The organism is Halosolutus gelatinilyticus (assembly GCF_023028105.1).
GTDB classification, from domain to species: Archaea; Halobacteriota; Halobacteria; order Halobacteriales; family Natrialbaceae; genus Halosolutus; species Halosolutus gelatinilyticus.
Genome location: NZ_CP095491.1, coordinates 3626018 through 3641084, shown reverse-complemented (window position 1 = coordinate 3641084; position 15067 = coordinate 3626018). Strand labels below are relative to the sequence as shown.

Here is a 15067-nt window from a genome sequence, read left to right as displayed (position 1 = left end):
GGCGTCAGTTCCACGGCGCGAACCCGGGATCGACCTCGCGGTTCGTCTCCTCGATCGCGTCGATCGCGGCCACGTCCTCGTCGTCGAGGTCGACGAACAGCGACTCCCAGTTATCTCGGATGTGGGCCTCGCCCGTGGCCTTCGGAATCGCGGTGACGCCCTTCTCGCGCAGCCAGGCGAGGCTGACCTGCGCCTCGCTCGCATCGTGTTTCGCCGCGATGTCCTGGATCGCGGGCCGGTCGAAAACGGCGCCGCGGGCCAGCGGCGAGTACGCGACCACCTCGACGTCGCGCTCGTCGCAGGCCGCTCGCAGTTCCAATTGCGGAAGCAGCGGGTGAAGTTCGACCTGGTTCGCCAGGATCGGCGCGTCGCAACGATCGACTGCGTCGGCCACCTGCTCCGGGAGGAAGTTGCTGACACCCGCGTTCTCGATCAGCCCTTCGTCGTACAGTTCGTCGAGGGCGGCGAGCGTCTCTTCGGGGTCGTAGGTCCGCGCGGGCCAGTGGACGTACAGCAGGTCGACGTAGTCGACGCCGAGGCGATCGAGGCTCTCTCGAGCCGTCTCGAGGACGTCCTCGTAGGCGAGGTTCGAGATCCAGACCTTCGTCGCGAGGAAGACATCCTCGCGATCGACGTCGGCCCGCTCGATCCCGTCGCCGACGGCGACTTCGTTGTCGTAGACCTGCGCGGTGTCGATGTGCCGGTAGCCCGTCTCGAGCGCGGTTCGGACGCTCTTGGCGCACTGCTCCGGGTCGGCGTTTTGCCAGGTCCCCAGTCCGAGCATCGGCATTCCGTTCGCGGTCGGACACGCGTCCGCAGACGGTTCGTCTCCCATGTGCCACCGATCGGGGAACGATGCGAAAAGGGGTTGCGAAAGCGGAAGTCGAGTCGGGATCCGGTCCGCCAGCGGCGTCGGCTACGGATCAGGTACGACGATCTACCGGGATCGTCGACCGACGATATGGACGCTGTCGGTCCCTGAGTACCCGTGCTCGCGCGTCTCGTCTTTGTCCCAGCGCAACTCGCCCGTGGAGTCATCGCCGTCGAATCCGGTCTCGTCCGCCCGGAAGAACAACCAGACGGCGTTCGGTTGTTCGACGTGATCGACCGGGGTTGCGCCGCCGCCGTCGGCGACGCCGTCCGGCGACCCGAATCGGTACCGCAGATCCCGTTCCGTCGGATCGAACTCCTCGCCGTCGATCTCCGTCCGCCGGATCCGGACGGGAACGCGAGCGGGCGTATCGGGGTTGATCGCCCCCACGACGTCGACGTCGAGTTCGGACGGGAAGTGAGCGGCGGCGCCGCCGCTGAACGCCGCCACGCCGAGTCCGGCCGCAACCGCACCCGCGGTTCCGCGGAGAACGTCTCGGCGGTCGATCGGTCGAATCGGTTCGGTCTCACTCTCGTTTGGTCGTACCATATCCAGGCTGAAACGTCCACGATGCCCGGAATAGTCCTACTGGTACGGCTATCGAACGGGCCGGGGATGCGCCGTCGGACGCCGGACCGCGCTCGTCCGATCGGGCCGCGTCTCGGCGCTACTGGTACATCCGCAGCGGCTGCGCCTGAGAACTCTCGTCCTGACCGACCTGTTGCATCTGCTGGGCGAACTGCTCGCGCTTCTCCTTGATCTCTTCGGCCCGATCGAGCAGGTCCCGAACGTCGACCGAGAGGTCGGCGATCGGCGCGATGCCGTCCTCGAGCAGGACGCTCGCGGCCTCGGGGTCGGGAAACTGCGGGTTCGATTGGACGACCAGCCCGAAACTGTCGTGTCCGTCCTGTGCGGCCCGGTTGATGAGCGCGCCGGTCGGCCCGGTGACGACGCCGTCTTCCGGCGGGGCGGGGATGTCGTGGCGCTCGAGAGCCTCGCCCGCGTTCCCGGTTGCGACGCCGTAGACGTCGGGCCGGTCGTCCCGTTCGGCGGGGAGGCCACTGAGGTAGACCGGCGTCACCTGCCGAGAGACGATCCAACCCGTAACGCAGTTCGCCACCGTCTCGACCGCCTGCGAACTGATCGGCGTATCGCTCTGGAGCGCGAGCAAGTCGTCGTCTTCGCTGACGTAGATCCGCACGGGCGGGCGAACGGTCCGGTCGCCGCCGCGGTAGACGCCGACCTTTGGAAGCCCGTCACAGTCGACGCTGGCGTAGTGGCGCATCTCGAGTTCGTTCACGAGGTGGTCGGTCGCGAGCTTGCCGACGAGTCCGAGCCCCGGGAAGCCCTCGACGAGGATCGGGTCGTCGAGGTCCGCCTCGGGACCCCGTCGCTGGATACCTGCCATATCGAGACGGTCGCGAGGCAGCGTGATAAAAACACAGGCGACGGCGTCCGGAGCGATCGATCGGATCAGGAGCCGTCCCCGCTTCGAAACCCACAAGCGCCGGCCGTTCGAACTCGCGAGTAATGGAGCCACTCGAGCGGTACCGACCCGTCGTCGACGATTTCGAGGCGTTTCTCGCGGCCTGCGAGCGGGCGCTTGGCACCGCCGTTCGCGTGAACACGATCAAGGCCTCCGTCGATCGGACGCTCGCCGCGCTCGAGGAGGACGGCGTCGGCTACGAGCGGGTCGACTGGAATCCGCACGTGCTGCGCCTCGACACCGATTCGCCGGGATCGACGCGGGCCTCGTTCCACGGCTTCACCCACGGTCAGGAGGAGGTCTCCGCCGTCCCGCCGGTCGTCCTCGACCCGCAACCCGGCGAGCGCGTCTGGGACTGCTGCGCCGCCCCGGGCGGGAAGGCAACCCAGCTCGCGGCGCTGATGGACGATCGGGGAACCGTCGTCGCCAACGACAGCAACCTCGGGCGCATCTCGGCGCTGCGGTTCAACGCCGAGCGTCTCGGCGCGACGAGCGTCGCGGTGACGAACGAGGACGCGCGAAACTACTCGCTCTCCCGGTTCGACTTCGACGCGTTCGATCGAGCCCTCGTCGACGCGCCCTGTTCGTGTGAGGGGACGATCCGGAAGAACCCGGACGCGCTCGACGACTGGTCCGAGGGGCACATCTCGTCGGTGTCGGGAATTCAGAAGGGCATTCTCCGGCGGGCGATCCAGACGACCCGCGAGGGCGGCACGGTGGTCTACTCGACCTGCACGTTCGCGCCCGAGGAGAACGAGGCGGTCGTCCAGCACGCGCTCGACGAGGAGGATTGCCGCGTCGTCGACTTCGATCTCGACCTCGAGTACGCGCCCGGCCTCACCGAGTGGAACGGCGACGAGTACGACGAGAGCCTCACCAGGGCGGCCCGGATCTACCCCCACCACAACGATACGGGCGGGTTCTTCGTCGCGAAGCTGGAGGTGACCGCCTGATGGCCGACGGCGAGGACGCGATCGGCGGCGCGGATGCGACGGGCGAGGAGGGCCGCGACCTCGAGCAGAACGACGGCCAGCGGTTCGATCGTCTCCCCGAGACCCCCTCGGAGCGAACGGTCGAGGGGCGCGTCAGCCGCGCGGAGGTCGTCGACTACTTCGCCGATCGGTTCGGCATTCCACCCGAGACCTTCGACGGGCACACCTTCTGGGAGAAAGGCGCCGGCAAGATCTGGATCTACGCCGGGGACGCCCCGACGCCGCTGGAGATCGAGGCGATCGGGATGACCTGCCTCCGAACGCGCCAAGAACACTGGAAGCCGACGACGGACTTCGTCCAGCGCTTCGGCCGCCACGCCACGGAGTGCGTGATAGACCTCGATCGCGAGGCCGCGGCGCGGTTCGCCGCCGGCAAGGATCAGGAATTGGAGTGGGACGGCGACTGGGGGTATCTGATCGCCAGCCACGTCGTGGGCGGCGGGCTGGAACCGCTCGGCGTCGGCCTCTACCTGCACGGCGAACTGCGATCGGTGGTCCCAAAGGGGCGCCAGCGGGACCTGTAGCGACTCTAGAAGCGGGGTCCCGGACCGATCGGATTCGGCGCCAGCACACTGAAGTGGGCTTGCGCCCACTCTCTTGCATGAAAATCGTAGTCTACGGCGCGGGCGGCGTCGGCGCGTACTTCGGCGGTCGATTGGCGAATGCCGGCGCCGACGTACACCTGATCGCGCGAGGACCCCACCTCGACGCGCTCCGGGAGGACGGACTGAAGGTCGAGAGCATTCACGGCGATTTCGAGGTCGACCTCCCGGCGACGGACGACCCCGCCGAGGTCGGCGAGTGCGACGTCGTCCTGTTCTGCGTGAAGTCATTCGACACCGCCTCCGCAGCCCGCAGGATGGAGCCGCTGCTTGGAAAAGAGACGGCCGTGATCTCGCTCCAAAACGGAGTCGACAACGAGGAAAAACTCGCCGACGAGATCGGCCGCGAACACGTCCTGGGCGGCGTCACCTACATCTTCTCGACGATCGGCGAGCCCGGCACGATCGAACACACCGACGGGCCGGCGCGGATCGTCTACGGCGAACTCGACGGCGAACGGAGCGATCGCATCGAGCGTTTCCACGACCGTTGCGAGCGGGCCGACGGGATGGAGGGCGTCCTCTCGGCGGACATCTGGACCGACCTCTGGAACAAGTACGCGCTGATCGCCGCGGTGTCGAGCGTGACGGCGGCGATCCGCCTCCCGATCGGCAACATCCGCGAGGTCGACGAGTCGTGGGAGCTTTTCGTCGGCATTCTCGAGGAAGTACAGGAGGTGGCGGCCGCCGAGGGAGTACACGTCGCTGACGAGGTTATCGACAACTGGATCGCGTTCGCGCGCGACCTCGATCGCGACACGTACTCGTCGCTCCACTACGACATGACCAACGGCAAGCGAATGGAGGTCGACGCGCTCCAGGGAACGGTGGTCCGGAAGGCCGACGAGCACGGCGTCGACGCGCCCCGGACGCGGACGGTCTACTCGATCCTTCGCCCGTGGGCGGTGAAAAACGCCGGCGACTGAGTCGATCGAGCATCCGCGTAGCGCGTGCGGCTCAGTCGATCGAATACGCCGTCACGAAGCCGGGACGCGGTGACCGTCGCCAGTTGAGAACGGAACGCCGATCGGAAGCGTCGGCGGAACACCGGAGGAACGCCGGCGAGAGTCGCAGTTACGCTCCTCCAGAATCGTTCGTCTCTTCGGACGTGGAGTTGCCGCCGTCACCGTTCGCGCCGTCGTCCGAATCGACGCGTCGAGCGGTCGCCCGGAACAGGTTCAACTGCATGCTGAACACTTTCGCATCGGTTCCGAACCGATACCTCCCGCCAGTTTCCAGCGTCCCGCGGGTGAACACGAACGTCGTCGAGTGAACGCGCTCGTCCTCGGGCTCGGAGCGGACGACGTATCCCGTGTACTCGTCGGGTTGCGTCAAAACGGAAACCGTCTCGTCGTTCGGCAACCGGAGGAGTTGAACCGTCGTCGGCGCGGGAAGGCGATCGACGACGCGGACCGACAGCCCCGGGTTGAAATCCGGTAACGGCACGAGAACGAGCGGATCGGACTGTCGATCGACGGGTGCCGCGATCGCCGAGTCCGTCGAGTCGGCGGACGACGATCCCTCGGACGGTTCGGAGGTCCCGGTATCCAGCGCGGACGCACCGGCGGCGAGCGCGCCGGCGGCTATCACCCCCCGTTTCATCGCCCCGTTCGGGGTCCCATCCGTAGACGGTTGCGATTCGTCCTCCCTGTTCGCGTTTCGATCGGGTATCGGGTTCCGTTGGTTCATTCACATTTGCCCTCGTTGGTTGACGCCCGTATGGACAGAGAACACGGAGTAGTTGCTCTTTAACGCGTTCATCGGTCCCTCACGGTGTCCGAACCGAACTCGGCCGGGCGACGAAAAGCGGTCGAGTAAAAACAAGAATATACTGCGACTCCGACTATTCCAGCGACGTCTCGAGGAGATTCAGCGTCGTGCTGAACATCGACGCGTCGTCGCTGAGCGTTCCGCTGTCGTCCTCGCCCAAGCCACTGTCCTGGGTGAACAGGAGCGTCGTCGGGGCCAACGGTGGGTCGTCGCCGTTGTACCGGATGACGTGCCCGGTGTATTCGTCGGGTTGGGAGATCTCCGGAACGTTCTCCCCCTCGGTGGTCTGGAGAATGCTCACCGTCGTGCTCGTTTCGAGCTGCGAAACGACATTGAACTCCGCTCCGGCCTCGTAGTCGTACGCGAACACGAGCACTCGGGCATCATCATCATCATCTTGGACCATTATTGATCACCCTCGCTTTCGTTGAGGTTGCCATTGCTCTCGTTGAGGTCGCCGTTGCTCTCGTTGAGGTCGCCGTTGTCCTCATCGTCGGTTATTTCCTCATCACCGTTCGTGTCTCCGTTGTCGTCTCCGCCTCCGCCACCGTTCAGTGACGTAGTGAGGAGGTTCAGTTCGGAACTCAACACCGACGCGTCTTCGCCGGCCGTTCCGCTGTCGCCCTCGCTCAGCGTCGCACTGCGGACGAACATGAACGTCGTGATTCCCGACTGGGCTCCGATGTCGTACCGGATGATGTACCCGTTCCACTCGTCGGGCTGCGAAATCTCGTCGACGGTTTCTCCGTCGATCTGTAGTGTGTTGACCGTCGTGCTCGCTTCGAGCTGAGCGACAACGTCGAAATTCGCGCCGGGATAGTAGTTGTCCGCGAAGAACGCTGCTTCGCTGCTTTCATCCTGTGCGCCCGCCACGCCCGCGCCGATACTCGCCGTACCTAGCGTGAGCGCGCCGGTCGTAAGGGCACTCTTCGCCATAAACGACCGTCTCGATTCGCCTGTATGTTCCTGTTCGCTCATTCTCTCACGCCCCTAACGGGACGACGCAACCTTGATCGGATTCTTGAATAAACGCCCCCGACCGTTTCATCTCGTATCGGTTAATTTGTTCCGGCTGGGAGTATTAGCAAGTGATCGGTTTTGGTGTGGATTACGCGTAAGCAATTTGTCGTTCTCGCGAGTTTCCGATACTGACAGCTCCACCCGTGAAATGATCAATTCGTATTCGGTTACTCCGAAACTGTCGGGAGCGGAATGACATCAGCACCGTTCAGGCCCGAAAAACGGCGAATTGAACCGTGCAATCGGAAGCGCGTTCGCTGCGTACCGACGCGTCTCGTCCGATACGTTGGCACCCTGTGGCGACTGCTCCGTCGCTCTTGTCACGAGAAAAGCAGCTTTTCGCGGGAGTAATCGGCAGTGGGCGCGATCGATCGATCGCCGAGGGCCGCCTTCGTTACACCGGTCGAGTCGGTGACCCTACCAGTTGCGACCGGCGGGCGTCACAGCGTCGGAAATCGTCACGTTTCGAGCAAACAATCCGACCGTGACCGCGACGAGACGTGCCGCGACCTGATGGACGGATCTGGCGACAGTCACACTCCAAGAGAGAAGCGAGCGATAGGCCGAGAGATGCGGGTGGCGGTCGCGCCGTATTGTCACCGACCGATCGGTATCGCGACCGATCGGTATCGCGAACCGACGTCCGGGAGAACGCTCGAACGGACTGACCGCGTGCGGGCGATCTCGGCCGTCTCACGGGGTCAAGCGCCGTTCGAGCGAACTGGTCCAGCGAGATGGGCTCGAATCGCGCGCGCTCGATCGTCGCGTTCGACGACCGGAACCCGCGGATCGACGATCAAACGACACCGGTCACCCGGATGACAGCGGCGGTAATTCGGTTTCGATCGATTCGCGACGGTCCTCGAGCCACTCCGGTACCACCAGCCGCTCGCCGAGTTCGTCGAGATCCTCGTCGACCGTGTATCCGGGATCCTCGGTGGCGTACTCGAAGAGGACGCCCTCGTACTCGCGGGCGTAGACCGATCGGAACCACTTGCGATCGATGATCTCCGTCGGTCGAAGGCCCCGGTCGATCAGGTGCTGGCGCCACTCGGCCTGGTCGTTCGACGTCACCCGAAACGCGACGTGGTGGACGGTGCCGGCGCCGGGAATCCCCTGCAGCCCCTGTGGATCGACCTTCAGATCGACGACGAACCCGAGGTCACCGGCGGCCTCGTACCGTCGTCGCGTCCCCTCGCGATCGGTTTCTTCGTATCCCATTGTTTCCAACAGCTCGCCGGTCGGATCGGCGCTCGTCAGCGAGAGTTCGACGCCGAAGAAGCCTCGGATCGCGTGCGCGTGGGGAACGGGACTCTCGGGCAGGTTCGCTGGCGGGGCGTCCGCTCGGGCGACCAGTTCCAGCGGCAGGCCGTCCGGATCCCGGAACCGGAGGACGGCGTCGCCGAACCGTTCGAACTGGTCCTCGGGGTCGGCGCCCGCCTCGTCGAGCCGGTCGGCCCAGTAGTCGATCGACCCCTCGGGAACGAGAAACGACACCGTGCTGACCTGTCCGGTTCCAACTCGGCCCAATCGGGCATCCTCGTACGGAAAGAACGTCATGCTCGTTCCCGGCGAGCCCTCGTGATCGGCGTAGAACAGGTGGTAGACGGACACGTCGTCCTGGTTGACGCTCCGTTTCACCAGTCGGAGGCCGAGCGTCTCGGTGTAGAACGCGTGGTTCTCGCCGGGATCGCTGGCGATCGCGGTGACGTGATGGATGCCGAGGATCGGGTCTGGCATACCCGATCGTACGCCTCCGCCCCGAATAACGCTGTGGCCGCCGGCGGGGAGCACGGGTCGAACTTCTCGCCGGGCCGAACGTCACTCCCGATCGACGAGCGTTCCCCCGGCGAGGCCTTCCCACTCGACGCGGTAGCCCAGCCGGGAGAGCACCGCGCTCGCGTCGTCGAAGCCGTGGCGGTCGAGTACGTCCTCGGCGTCGGAGAGGGACATCCCGGTCTCGATCTCGTCGGCGAGCGCGTCGAGTACCGCCGGACGAACGAGGGTTCGACCGACCCGATCGTGCGCCGGAAAGGCGACGTCCGCGAGGGCGTCCTCGCTCACGCCGCGGCGAGCGGCGATCGATTCGAGCGAGACGACGTCCGCCTCGGGGCGGAGTTCGTCGGGAAGGCCGGCCGCGCTCTCGGCGACGAGTTGACGCTCGTACTCCCGGAGGACGTCGGCGACGTCTTTCACTCGGACGGTCCCCGAGTACGGGATCGCCCGGAAGTCGGTCGCGGCGATCTCCTCGCCGACGCCCAGCGACTCGTCGACGGCGACGATCAGTTCGACGTCCTCCAACCCCTCGAGTTGACCGAGTTTCTTCTCGACGTATTCGGGCGTCCAGAACCCCATGATCTCGAAGTACACCCGAAAATGCCCGTGCTTGTATTCGAACGCAAAATCGGGGATCATCACGCGCGTGCCCGTCGCGAGCGGTTCCGGCTCCCGGACGAGGCTCCAGTCGAGATCGAGCGTCGAAAATCGCCCGGCGAAGTCGGCTTCGACGCTGCTGTCGAACGACACGTCCGCGACGGGATCGGCGTCCGGCACCCGGATCGGATCTTCGGAGGAGAGGTCGAGCCTGCGCTCGGTACCCCGATCGTCGATCGTCGCCTCGAGCGTCCACGCGTCGGTCTTGGCGATCGTCCGCAGGAGTCGGGCGAATCGCGTGCCGTACCGTCGGGTCGCCCGGAAGAGTCGCGTCGGACCGGTGACGACGATCTCGCGCTCCGTGGGTCCGCTTGCGACTTCGCTCTCGTCGAGTTTCCGGATCTCGTACATCAGGCGCAGGCGTTTGATCGCCGAGACGAGCGCCTTCGGATCGCTCGACCGGACCCGGATTTCCGTCGCGTCGAACAGCGCCGTCTGCGCGAGCGAGAGGTTGTACTGGGCGACCAGGTCGTCGGGGTCCCAGCGCGGATCGACCGATTCGAGCACCTGCCGTTCGTCGAGGTCGGCGTACAGCGCCGCGGCGAGTGCGGCCGGCGTACAGCCGACCGAGTCGCTCGCTCGATCCAGCGCCGCCCCCCGTTCGGCTTCCGTGACGACGCCGACCGCTTCCCCTGCCTCGAAAGCGGCCCGTCGCGCCCGCTCGGGATCGATCGCGGCGTCCGTTTCGAACGTCGACTCCCGATCGATCAGCGCGGCGAACCCGCGGACGAGTTTGAAGTCGTCCGCGTCGCGCTCCAGATCGGTGAGCGCGTCCTCCAGATCGGCCCGGGGTTCGCCGACGTGGCCCTGGAAGGTGCCGATGACGCGGGCGGCGAGCGGCCGATGTTCGCGCCCGGCGAACTGGGGGTGGTAGCCCCCGCCGGCGCGCGAGACGCGGAGCAGGTCCTTCGTCAGCATCTACGTCGAACACGGGGCGGCGACGTCAAAAGCCCCTCGCACCGTTCGGGACTGCTCTCGGCGACGGCTCCCGACGGGATCAGCGCCGGATCGGTCGGTTGAACTCCCGGTCAAGCACGGATGTTACGGTTCGCCGACCGGTAGTCTCAGTATGGCCGACACGCTCCGTATCGATTACGAGAGTCACAATGGCGTCCGGGAGTTGATCGACTGTCTCCGCTACACGCTCGAGGGGATCAGCCTGAACTTCGATCGGTGGGGCGAGCGTTACGTTTCGGGCCCGGGGATATACGTCGCCGTCGTCACGGGCCCGTCGGTCGCCGCCTTCGCCGATCCCATGGGACGCAACAAGTGGCCGATCGATCGCTGTCGGGAGATTCCCGGCCACATCCAGAGCTTTTTCGAGACGGCACAGGAGGTCGCGCTGAGTCGCGACGGTGCCGTCGTCATCAGCATCGACGGCGTCGTACAGGAGCAGATGGTCAGGTTCAACGACATCATGCCCGGCGAGCGCGACGACATCTCGGAGCAGACCGACGACTACGAGGACTGGATGGGATCGCGCCACATGAGCGCGCTGGACACGTCGCGGCGGCCGAACGTGGTCACGACGCTGACGCTGAGCGAGGAGAGCGGCCGCGTGACGATCTTCGAGAGCGGCTCGTTTGACTCGTACGACCGATCGGAACTTGGCGGCGTGTGGAACGTGGACGGCGAATCGTACGTCTGACGCCGTCGAACCGAAGGTCGCCGCCCCGTCGCAGGAGGTCGGAATCGTCCCCAACCGAACGCTCAGGCGGGGACGTCCTTCGGATTCCGACCCCAGTGGCGGTGCTCGGCGATCGCGTCGACGAACCGCTCCGCGAACGCCTCGAGATCGTCGCCGTGACTCGTCACAACGCCGTCGCTCGAGATCGTCTCGCCGTTGGCGGCGATCTCGACGTCCGGAAGTTCTACCGCCTCGAGCAGTTCGGTTCCCTCGCCGATCGCGGCGATCGGCTTCTTGTGCTTGAACGCCTCCGCGACGAAGTGTTTTGCGTCGCCCTGGTCCAGGAGGGCGTCGACGTGGTCCTCGCCGCCGGGGACGAACACGGCGTCGAACAGCACGGACTCGGTCGTCACGTGGCTCTTGTCAGCCTCGACCGCGTCGCCGGCTTCGGACTCCTTGTCGCCGAGGGCTTTAGAGACGACCTTCACGCGCGCGCCCTCGTCCTGCAGCGTCGATCGAACCGTTTCGAGGTGGTCGCCGTCGAAGCCATCGTCGACGAGGATCGCGATCTTCCGCGTCTCGATCGTGTCGGCGTCGCGGCGTCCCTCGATGCTGAGCGCAGGGTCCTCGGCGTCGTGGGTCGACATCTCGTCGCCGGGCACCTCGGGCGGTTCGACGCCGATTCCCTCCGCGACCCGCTTTGCGAACTCGTGGTCGACGTTGTTGAACAGGTCGTAGACCATCCGCTCGCGGATCTCCATTCGGTCGACCTTTCCGAGTTCGAAGTGGGCGGCGTCGACGATGTTCTGTTCCTCGGCGTCGGTCATGCTGTTCCAGAACAGCCGCGCCTGCTCGAAGTGGTTCTGGAAGCTCTCGCTGCGGTTGCGGATCTTCTCGCCCGAGATCTTCTCGGCGTAGTGTTCGTAGCCGCCCTCCTCCTCGGGAACCTCCCGCGGATCGTCGTCGCCGATCGAGTTGGGCTTGTAGGAGGCCTTGCCCTGGTTGATCTCTTGGCGCATGAAGCCGGCGCGCTGGTTGTTGTGCCGCTCGGCGATCGGCCGGTTGATCGGGATCTCGTCCCAGTTGGCGCTCCCGAAACGGTTGAGCTGGGTGTCCTGGTAGGAGAACAGCCGGCCCTGCAGGAGCGGATCGTTCGAGAAGTCGATGCCGGGAACGACGTTTCCGGGGTGGAACGCGACCTGCTCGACCTCCGCAAAGAAGTTGTCCGGCGTCTCGTTTAAGACCATCCTGCCGATCGGTCTGACGGGGACCTCCGTCTCGGGGACGATCTTCGTCGGATCGAGCACGTCGAAGTCGAATTCCGCGGCGTCTTCCTCGTCGAAGAGCTGGACGCCGAGTTCCCACTCGGGCTCGTACCCCTCCTCGATGACGTCGTAGAGGTCCATCCTGTTGAAGTCGGGGTTCTTGCCGGCGATTTTCTGCGTCTCGTCCCAGACGAGTTGACTGGTGTCGAGCTTCGGCGTCCAGTGGAACTTGACGAACGTCGCGTCGCCGTCGTCGTTGACCAGCCGGAACGTGTGGACCCCGAACCCCTGCATCATCCGATACGCCCGGGGGAGGGCGCGTCCGGAAAGGACCCACATGATCATGTGCGTGATCTCCGGTTTCAGCGAGGCGAAGTCCCAGAACGTGTCGTGGGCCGCGGAGGCCTGGGGGGTGCCGTCGTCGGGCTCCGGTTTGATCGCGTGGACCAGGTCCGGGAACTCCATCGCGTCCTGGATGAAGAACACGGGGATGTTGTTCCCCACGAGATCCCAGTTACCCTCCTCGGTGTAGAACTTGGTCGCGAAGCCGCGGACGTCCCGGACGGTGTCGGCCGAGCCGCGCGAGCCGACGACCGTCGAGAAACGGGTGAACACGGGCGTCTTCCGACCGGGATCCTGCAGGAACGAGGCCTTCGTCAGTTCGGAAACGTCGTCGTACTCCCCGAGATCGGGGTCCTCGTAGGGCTGGAAGTAGCCGTGAGCACCCGTCCCCCGGGCGTGGACGACCCGTTCCGGGATCGACTCGTGGTCGAACTGGGTCATCTTCTCCCGGAAGTGGAAGTCCTCCATGATCGTCGGGCCGCGCTCGCCCGCCGTCAGGGAGTTGTCGGTATCGTCGATCTTGACCCCGTGGTCCGTCGTCAACGCCTCTTCCTCCGAACTCTCCCGCACGGTATCGAGTTGCTCCCGTTTGCTGTTCTCGTCGACGTCGTCTCCGTCGCCGCTGGTGCCGGTTCGACTCGATTCGGAACTCGGCTGCGAGTCATCCGCGGTACCGCCGTCGGTTGCGTCCGGTCGATTCTCTCCGTCGTCCGCGTCGTGAGTGTCCTCTGGCATCGTTCGAAACTCGTAGTTGGTCGAATCGTCCAGCGCAGGCCCAGCGAGCCGGGAAATCGCCGCGCGTTCGATCGGTCGACGATCGCCCGAAACGCTTCGATCGGACGGCCTTGCCGGTCGGAATCGGCCGGCACGATCTCTGCCCTGCATTCCGAACGGAATCGTCGTCCGGAGTGAACGTGACCGGTGTGATCTATCCTCCAGAATGAGCGGCCTAAACGTCACCCCGTTCGTCGCAAGGGCAGCAGATCGGAGTCGGCGATCATCGACCGGTTCTCAGCGCTCGGTCCCCGTATTCACCCCGGCATCGACGACCGTTCCGCCGGAATAGATGCGGCTCAGATCCCGGAGGACGACGATCCGGCCGCCGGACGCCTCGCGGACGGTCCCGATCGAGAACGCTACCCCCGACGGCGCTCGGCGACGCGTTCCTCGCTGGTATCTGTGGCGACGACCTCGTAGAGGGTCGCGTGAGTGCCGTCGTCGGTTGGCCGGAGGATCCGGCCGAGCCGCTGGCGGTACTCGCGACCGCTGCCGCTGCCCGAGAGGATGACGCCGACGCTGGCTTCGGGGACGTCAACGCCCTCGTCGAGGACGTTCGAGGTCGCGATCCGGGTGTAGGTCCCCTCCCGGAACCGCGACAGAACCTCGCGTCGTTCCGCCGCACCGGTCTGGTGGGTGATCGTCGGGATCAAGAACCGCTCGCTGACGTCGTAGGCGAGGTCGTTGTGCGCCGTGAAGACGATCGTCCGATCGTCGCGGTGGTCGTCGAGGATCCCTTCGAGGGCCTCGATCTTCGCGTCGCTGCCGTACACGATCTCGCGGGCGCGCTGGCGGGCCAGCAGTGCCTCGCGAGCCTTCGGATCGGAGCCCGATCGCTTCACGAGTTCCTGGTAGTCCGACCCGCTGCGCATGTCGATGTTCGATCGCGCCAGGTAGTTCGTGAACACCTCCTGATTGTACCGGTAGGCCTCGCGCTCCTCGGGCGTGAGCGACACCTCGAGTCGCTTGATCTCGTACGGCGCCAGGTGCTCGCCCGCCAACTCGTCGGGTTCGATCCGGGAGACCACGGGGCCGACGATCTCCTCGACGACCTCGTGGGCACCGTCGGGCCGTTCGAACGTCGCCGTCAGGCCCAGACGGGTGGGCGCGGCGAGCAGTCGGGCGATCTCTCGGAACCCCTCGCCGCCGAGGTGGTGCACTTCGTCGAAGATCACCAGGCTGAACCGATCGCCGACCGCATCGGCCTTCAGGTACGCCGAGTCGTACGTCGAGACGGTGATCGGCTCGACGCGCTGCTCGCCGCCGCCGAACCGACCGATCGGCCGGTCGAACTCCGTTTCGAGTTCCCGCTGCCACTGGTCGAGCAGGTCGATTGTCGGGACGACGACGAGCGTCGGGACGCCGAAGCGCTCGATCGCCTTCACCCCGATGACCGTCTTGCCGCTCCCGGTGGGTAGTTCGAGGATGCCCGCTGGCGCCCGATCGATCGAGCCCGCGGGTTCCGCGGCGGAAACGTCGGCCCACCGATCGGTTTCCAGCCACGCGTTCAACGCCGTCCGCTGGTACTCGCGGAGTTCGTAGTCCGAATGGAGCGACGGCAGGCCGTCGCCGACGTCGACTCGATCGTTGATCGTTGCGTTCGACTGGGTCAGGGCGGATCGAAGGACCGCGTAGCGAAACGCGGGCGCCCGCCAGCCGCCGGTCCGCGGATCAGGTTCGAGTTCGGGGACGCGCTCCCGGAGCGTCGTTGTGAGCCCGTCGTCCGAACCGTCGTCGAAGCCGTCGAGTCCGTCGATGCGGATCGTCCCCTCCTCGTAGCGGAGTTCGATCGTCCGCGAGCCGAGATCGCGTTCCGAAGCCACGATCGATAGTCGGGCCAGGACGCACAAATACTGTCGGGTCCGCTATTCTCGGCGGTCAC

Annotated in this window: 14 protein-coding genes; 4 read left to right on the top strand and 10 right to left on the bottom strand. The window is 65.8% G+C overall.

Annotated elements, in window-relative coordinates:
* Positions 1-4: 4 nt before the first annotated feature.
* The 3 genes from MUH00_RS17850 to MUH00_RS17840 all read right to left on the bottom strand — a co-directional run bounded on the left by MUH00_RS17850 (position 5) and on the right by MUH00_RS17840 (position 2279).
* Positions 5-835, bottom strand: coding sequence for an aldo/keto reductase (locus MUH00_RS17850; RefSeq protein WP_247000902.1), 831 nt, complete (start codon positions 833-835; stop codon positions 5-7).
* Between the two features lie 102 nt (positions 836-937).
* Entirely contained in the window at positions 938-1420 is a 483-nt protein-coding gene (locus MUH00_RS17845) for a hypothetical protein (protein WP_247000900.1), read from the bottom strand.
* Between the two features lie 118 nt (positions 1421-1538).
* A complete protein-coding gene (locus tag MUH00_RS17840; protein WP_247000898.1) occupies positions 1539-2279 on the bottom strand; it encodes a proteasome assembly chaperone family protein in 741 nt (246 codons plus the stop codon).
* Positions 2280-2401: 122 nt separating this feature from the next.
* Between MUH00_RS17840 and MUH00_RS17835 the strand changes: the two genes are divergently transcribed.
* The 3 genes from MUH00_RS17835 to MUH00_RS17825 all read left to right on the top strand — a co-directional run bounded on the left by MUH00_RS17835 (position 2402) and on the right by MUH00_RS17825 (position 4877).
* Complete coding sequence (locus MUH00_RS17835) at positions 2402-3310, top strand: RsmB/NOP family class I SAM-dependent RNA methyltransferase (RefSeq protein ID WP_247000896.1); 909 nt, start codon at positions 2402-2404, stop codon at positions 3308-3310.
* On the top strand, positions 3310-3873 hold the full coding sequence (locus MUH00_RS17830; protein ID WP_247000894.1) for a DUF7122 family protein: 564 nt from the start codon (positions 3310-3312) through the stop codon (positions 3871-3873). The genes MUH00_RS17835 and MUH00_RS17830 overlap by 1 nt, the downstream gene beginning before the upstream one ends.
* A gap of 77 nt (positions 3874-3950) precedes the next feature.
* The gene (locus tag MUH00_RS17825; protein ID WP_247000892.1) at positions 3951-4877 is read left to right on the top strand and encodes a ketopantoate reductase family protein; all 927 of its coding nucleotides are present in this window, start codon (positions 3951-3953) and stop codon (positions 4875-4877) included.
* 148 nt (positions 4878-5025) lie between these two features.
* Here MUH00_RS17825 and MUH00_RS17820 read toward each other — a convergent pair whose 3' ends face one another.
* The 5 genes from MUH00_RS17820 to MUH00_RS17800 form a co-directional block, all read right to left on the bottom strand.
* Entirely contained in the window at positions 5026-5640 is a 615-nt protein-coding gene (locus MUH00_RS17820; protein ID WP_247000890.1) for a hypothetical protein, read from the bottom strand.
* Positions 5641-5794: 154 nt separating this feature from the next.
* The gene (locus tag MUH00_RS17815; protein ID WP_247000888.1) at positions 5795-6127 is read right to left on the bottom strand and encodes a hypothetical protein; all 333 of its coding nucleotides are present in this window, start codon (positions 6125-6127) and stop codon (positions 5795-5797) included.
* Positions 6127-6657, bottom strand: a complete 531-nt coding sequence (locus MUH00_RS17810) for a calcium-binding protein (protein WP_247000886.1) — start codon at positions 6655-6657, stop codon at positions 6127-6129. The genes MUH00_RS17815 and MUH00_RS17810 overlap by 1 nt, the downstream gene beginning before the upstream one ends.
* Before the next feature lie 894 nt (positions 6658-7551).
* Entirely contained in the window at positions 7552-8481 is a 930-nt protein-coding gene (locus MUH00_RS17805; RefSeq protein ID WP_247000884.1) for a VOC family protein, read from the bottom strand.
* Positions 8482-8562: 81 nt separating this feature from the next.
* Positions 8563-10092 carry a DUF790 family protein gene (locus tag MUH00_RS17800; protein ID WP_247000882.1) on the bottom strand — a complete coding sequence of 510 codons (1530 nt, stop codon included), beginning with the start codon at positions 10090-10092 and terminating at the stop codon, positions 8563-8565.
* 151 nt (positions 10093-10243) lie between these two features.
* On the opposite strand from MUH00_RS17800, the gene MUH00_RS17795 reads away from it, so the two are divergent.
* Complete coding sequence (locus MUH00_RS17795) at positions 10244-10822, top strand: diadenylate cyclase (protein ID WP_247000880.1); 579 nt, start codon at positions 10244-10246, stop codon at positions 10820-10822.
* A 62-nt stretch (positions 10823-10884) separates the two neighbouring features.
* Here the strand turns inward: MUH00_RS17795 and MUH00_RS17790 are convergent, their stop codons facing one another.
* Both MUH00_RS17790 and MUH00_RS17785 read right to left on the bottom strand, forming a co-directional pair.
* Complete coding sequence (locus MUH00_RS17790) at positions 10885-13143, bottom strand: catalase (RefSeq protein ID WP_247000878.1); 2259 nt, start codon at positions 13141-13143, stop codon at positions 10885-10887.
* Between the two features lie 401 nt (positions 13144-13544).
* Positions 13545-15011, bottom strand: a complete 1467-nt coding sequence (locus tag MUH00_RS17785) for a DEAD/DEAH box helicase family protein (protein WP_425603057.1) — start codon at positions 15009-15011, stop codon at positions 13545-13547.
* Between the last annotated feature and the right edge of the window lie 56 nt (positions 15012-15067).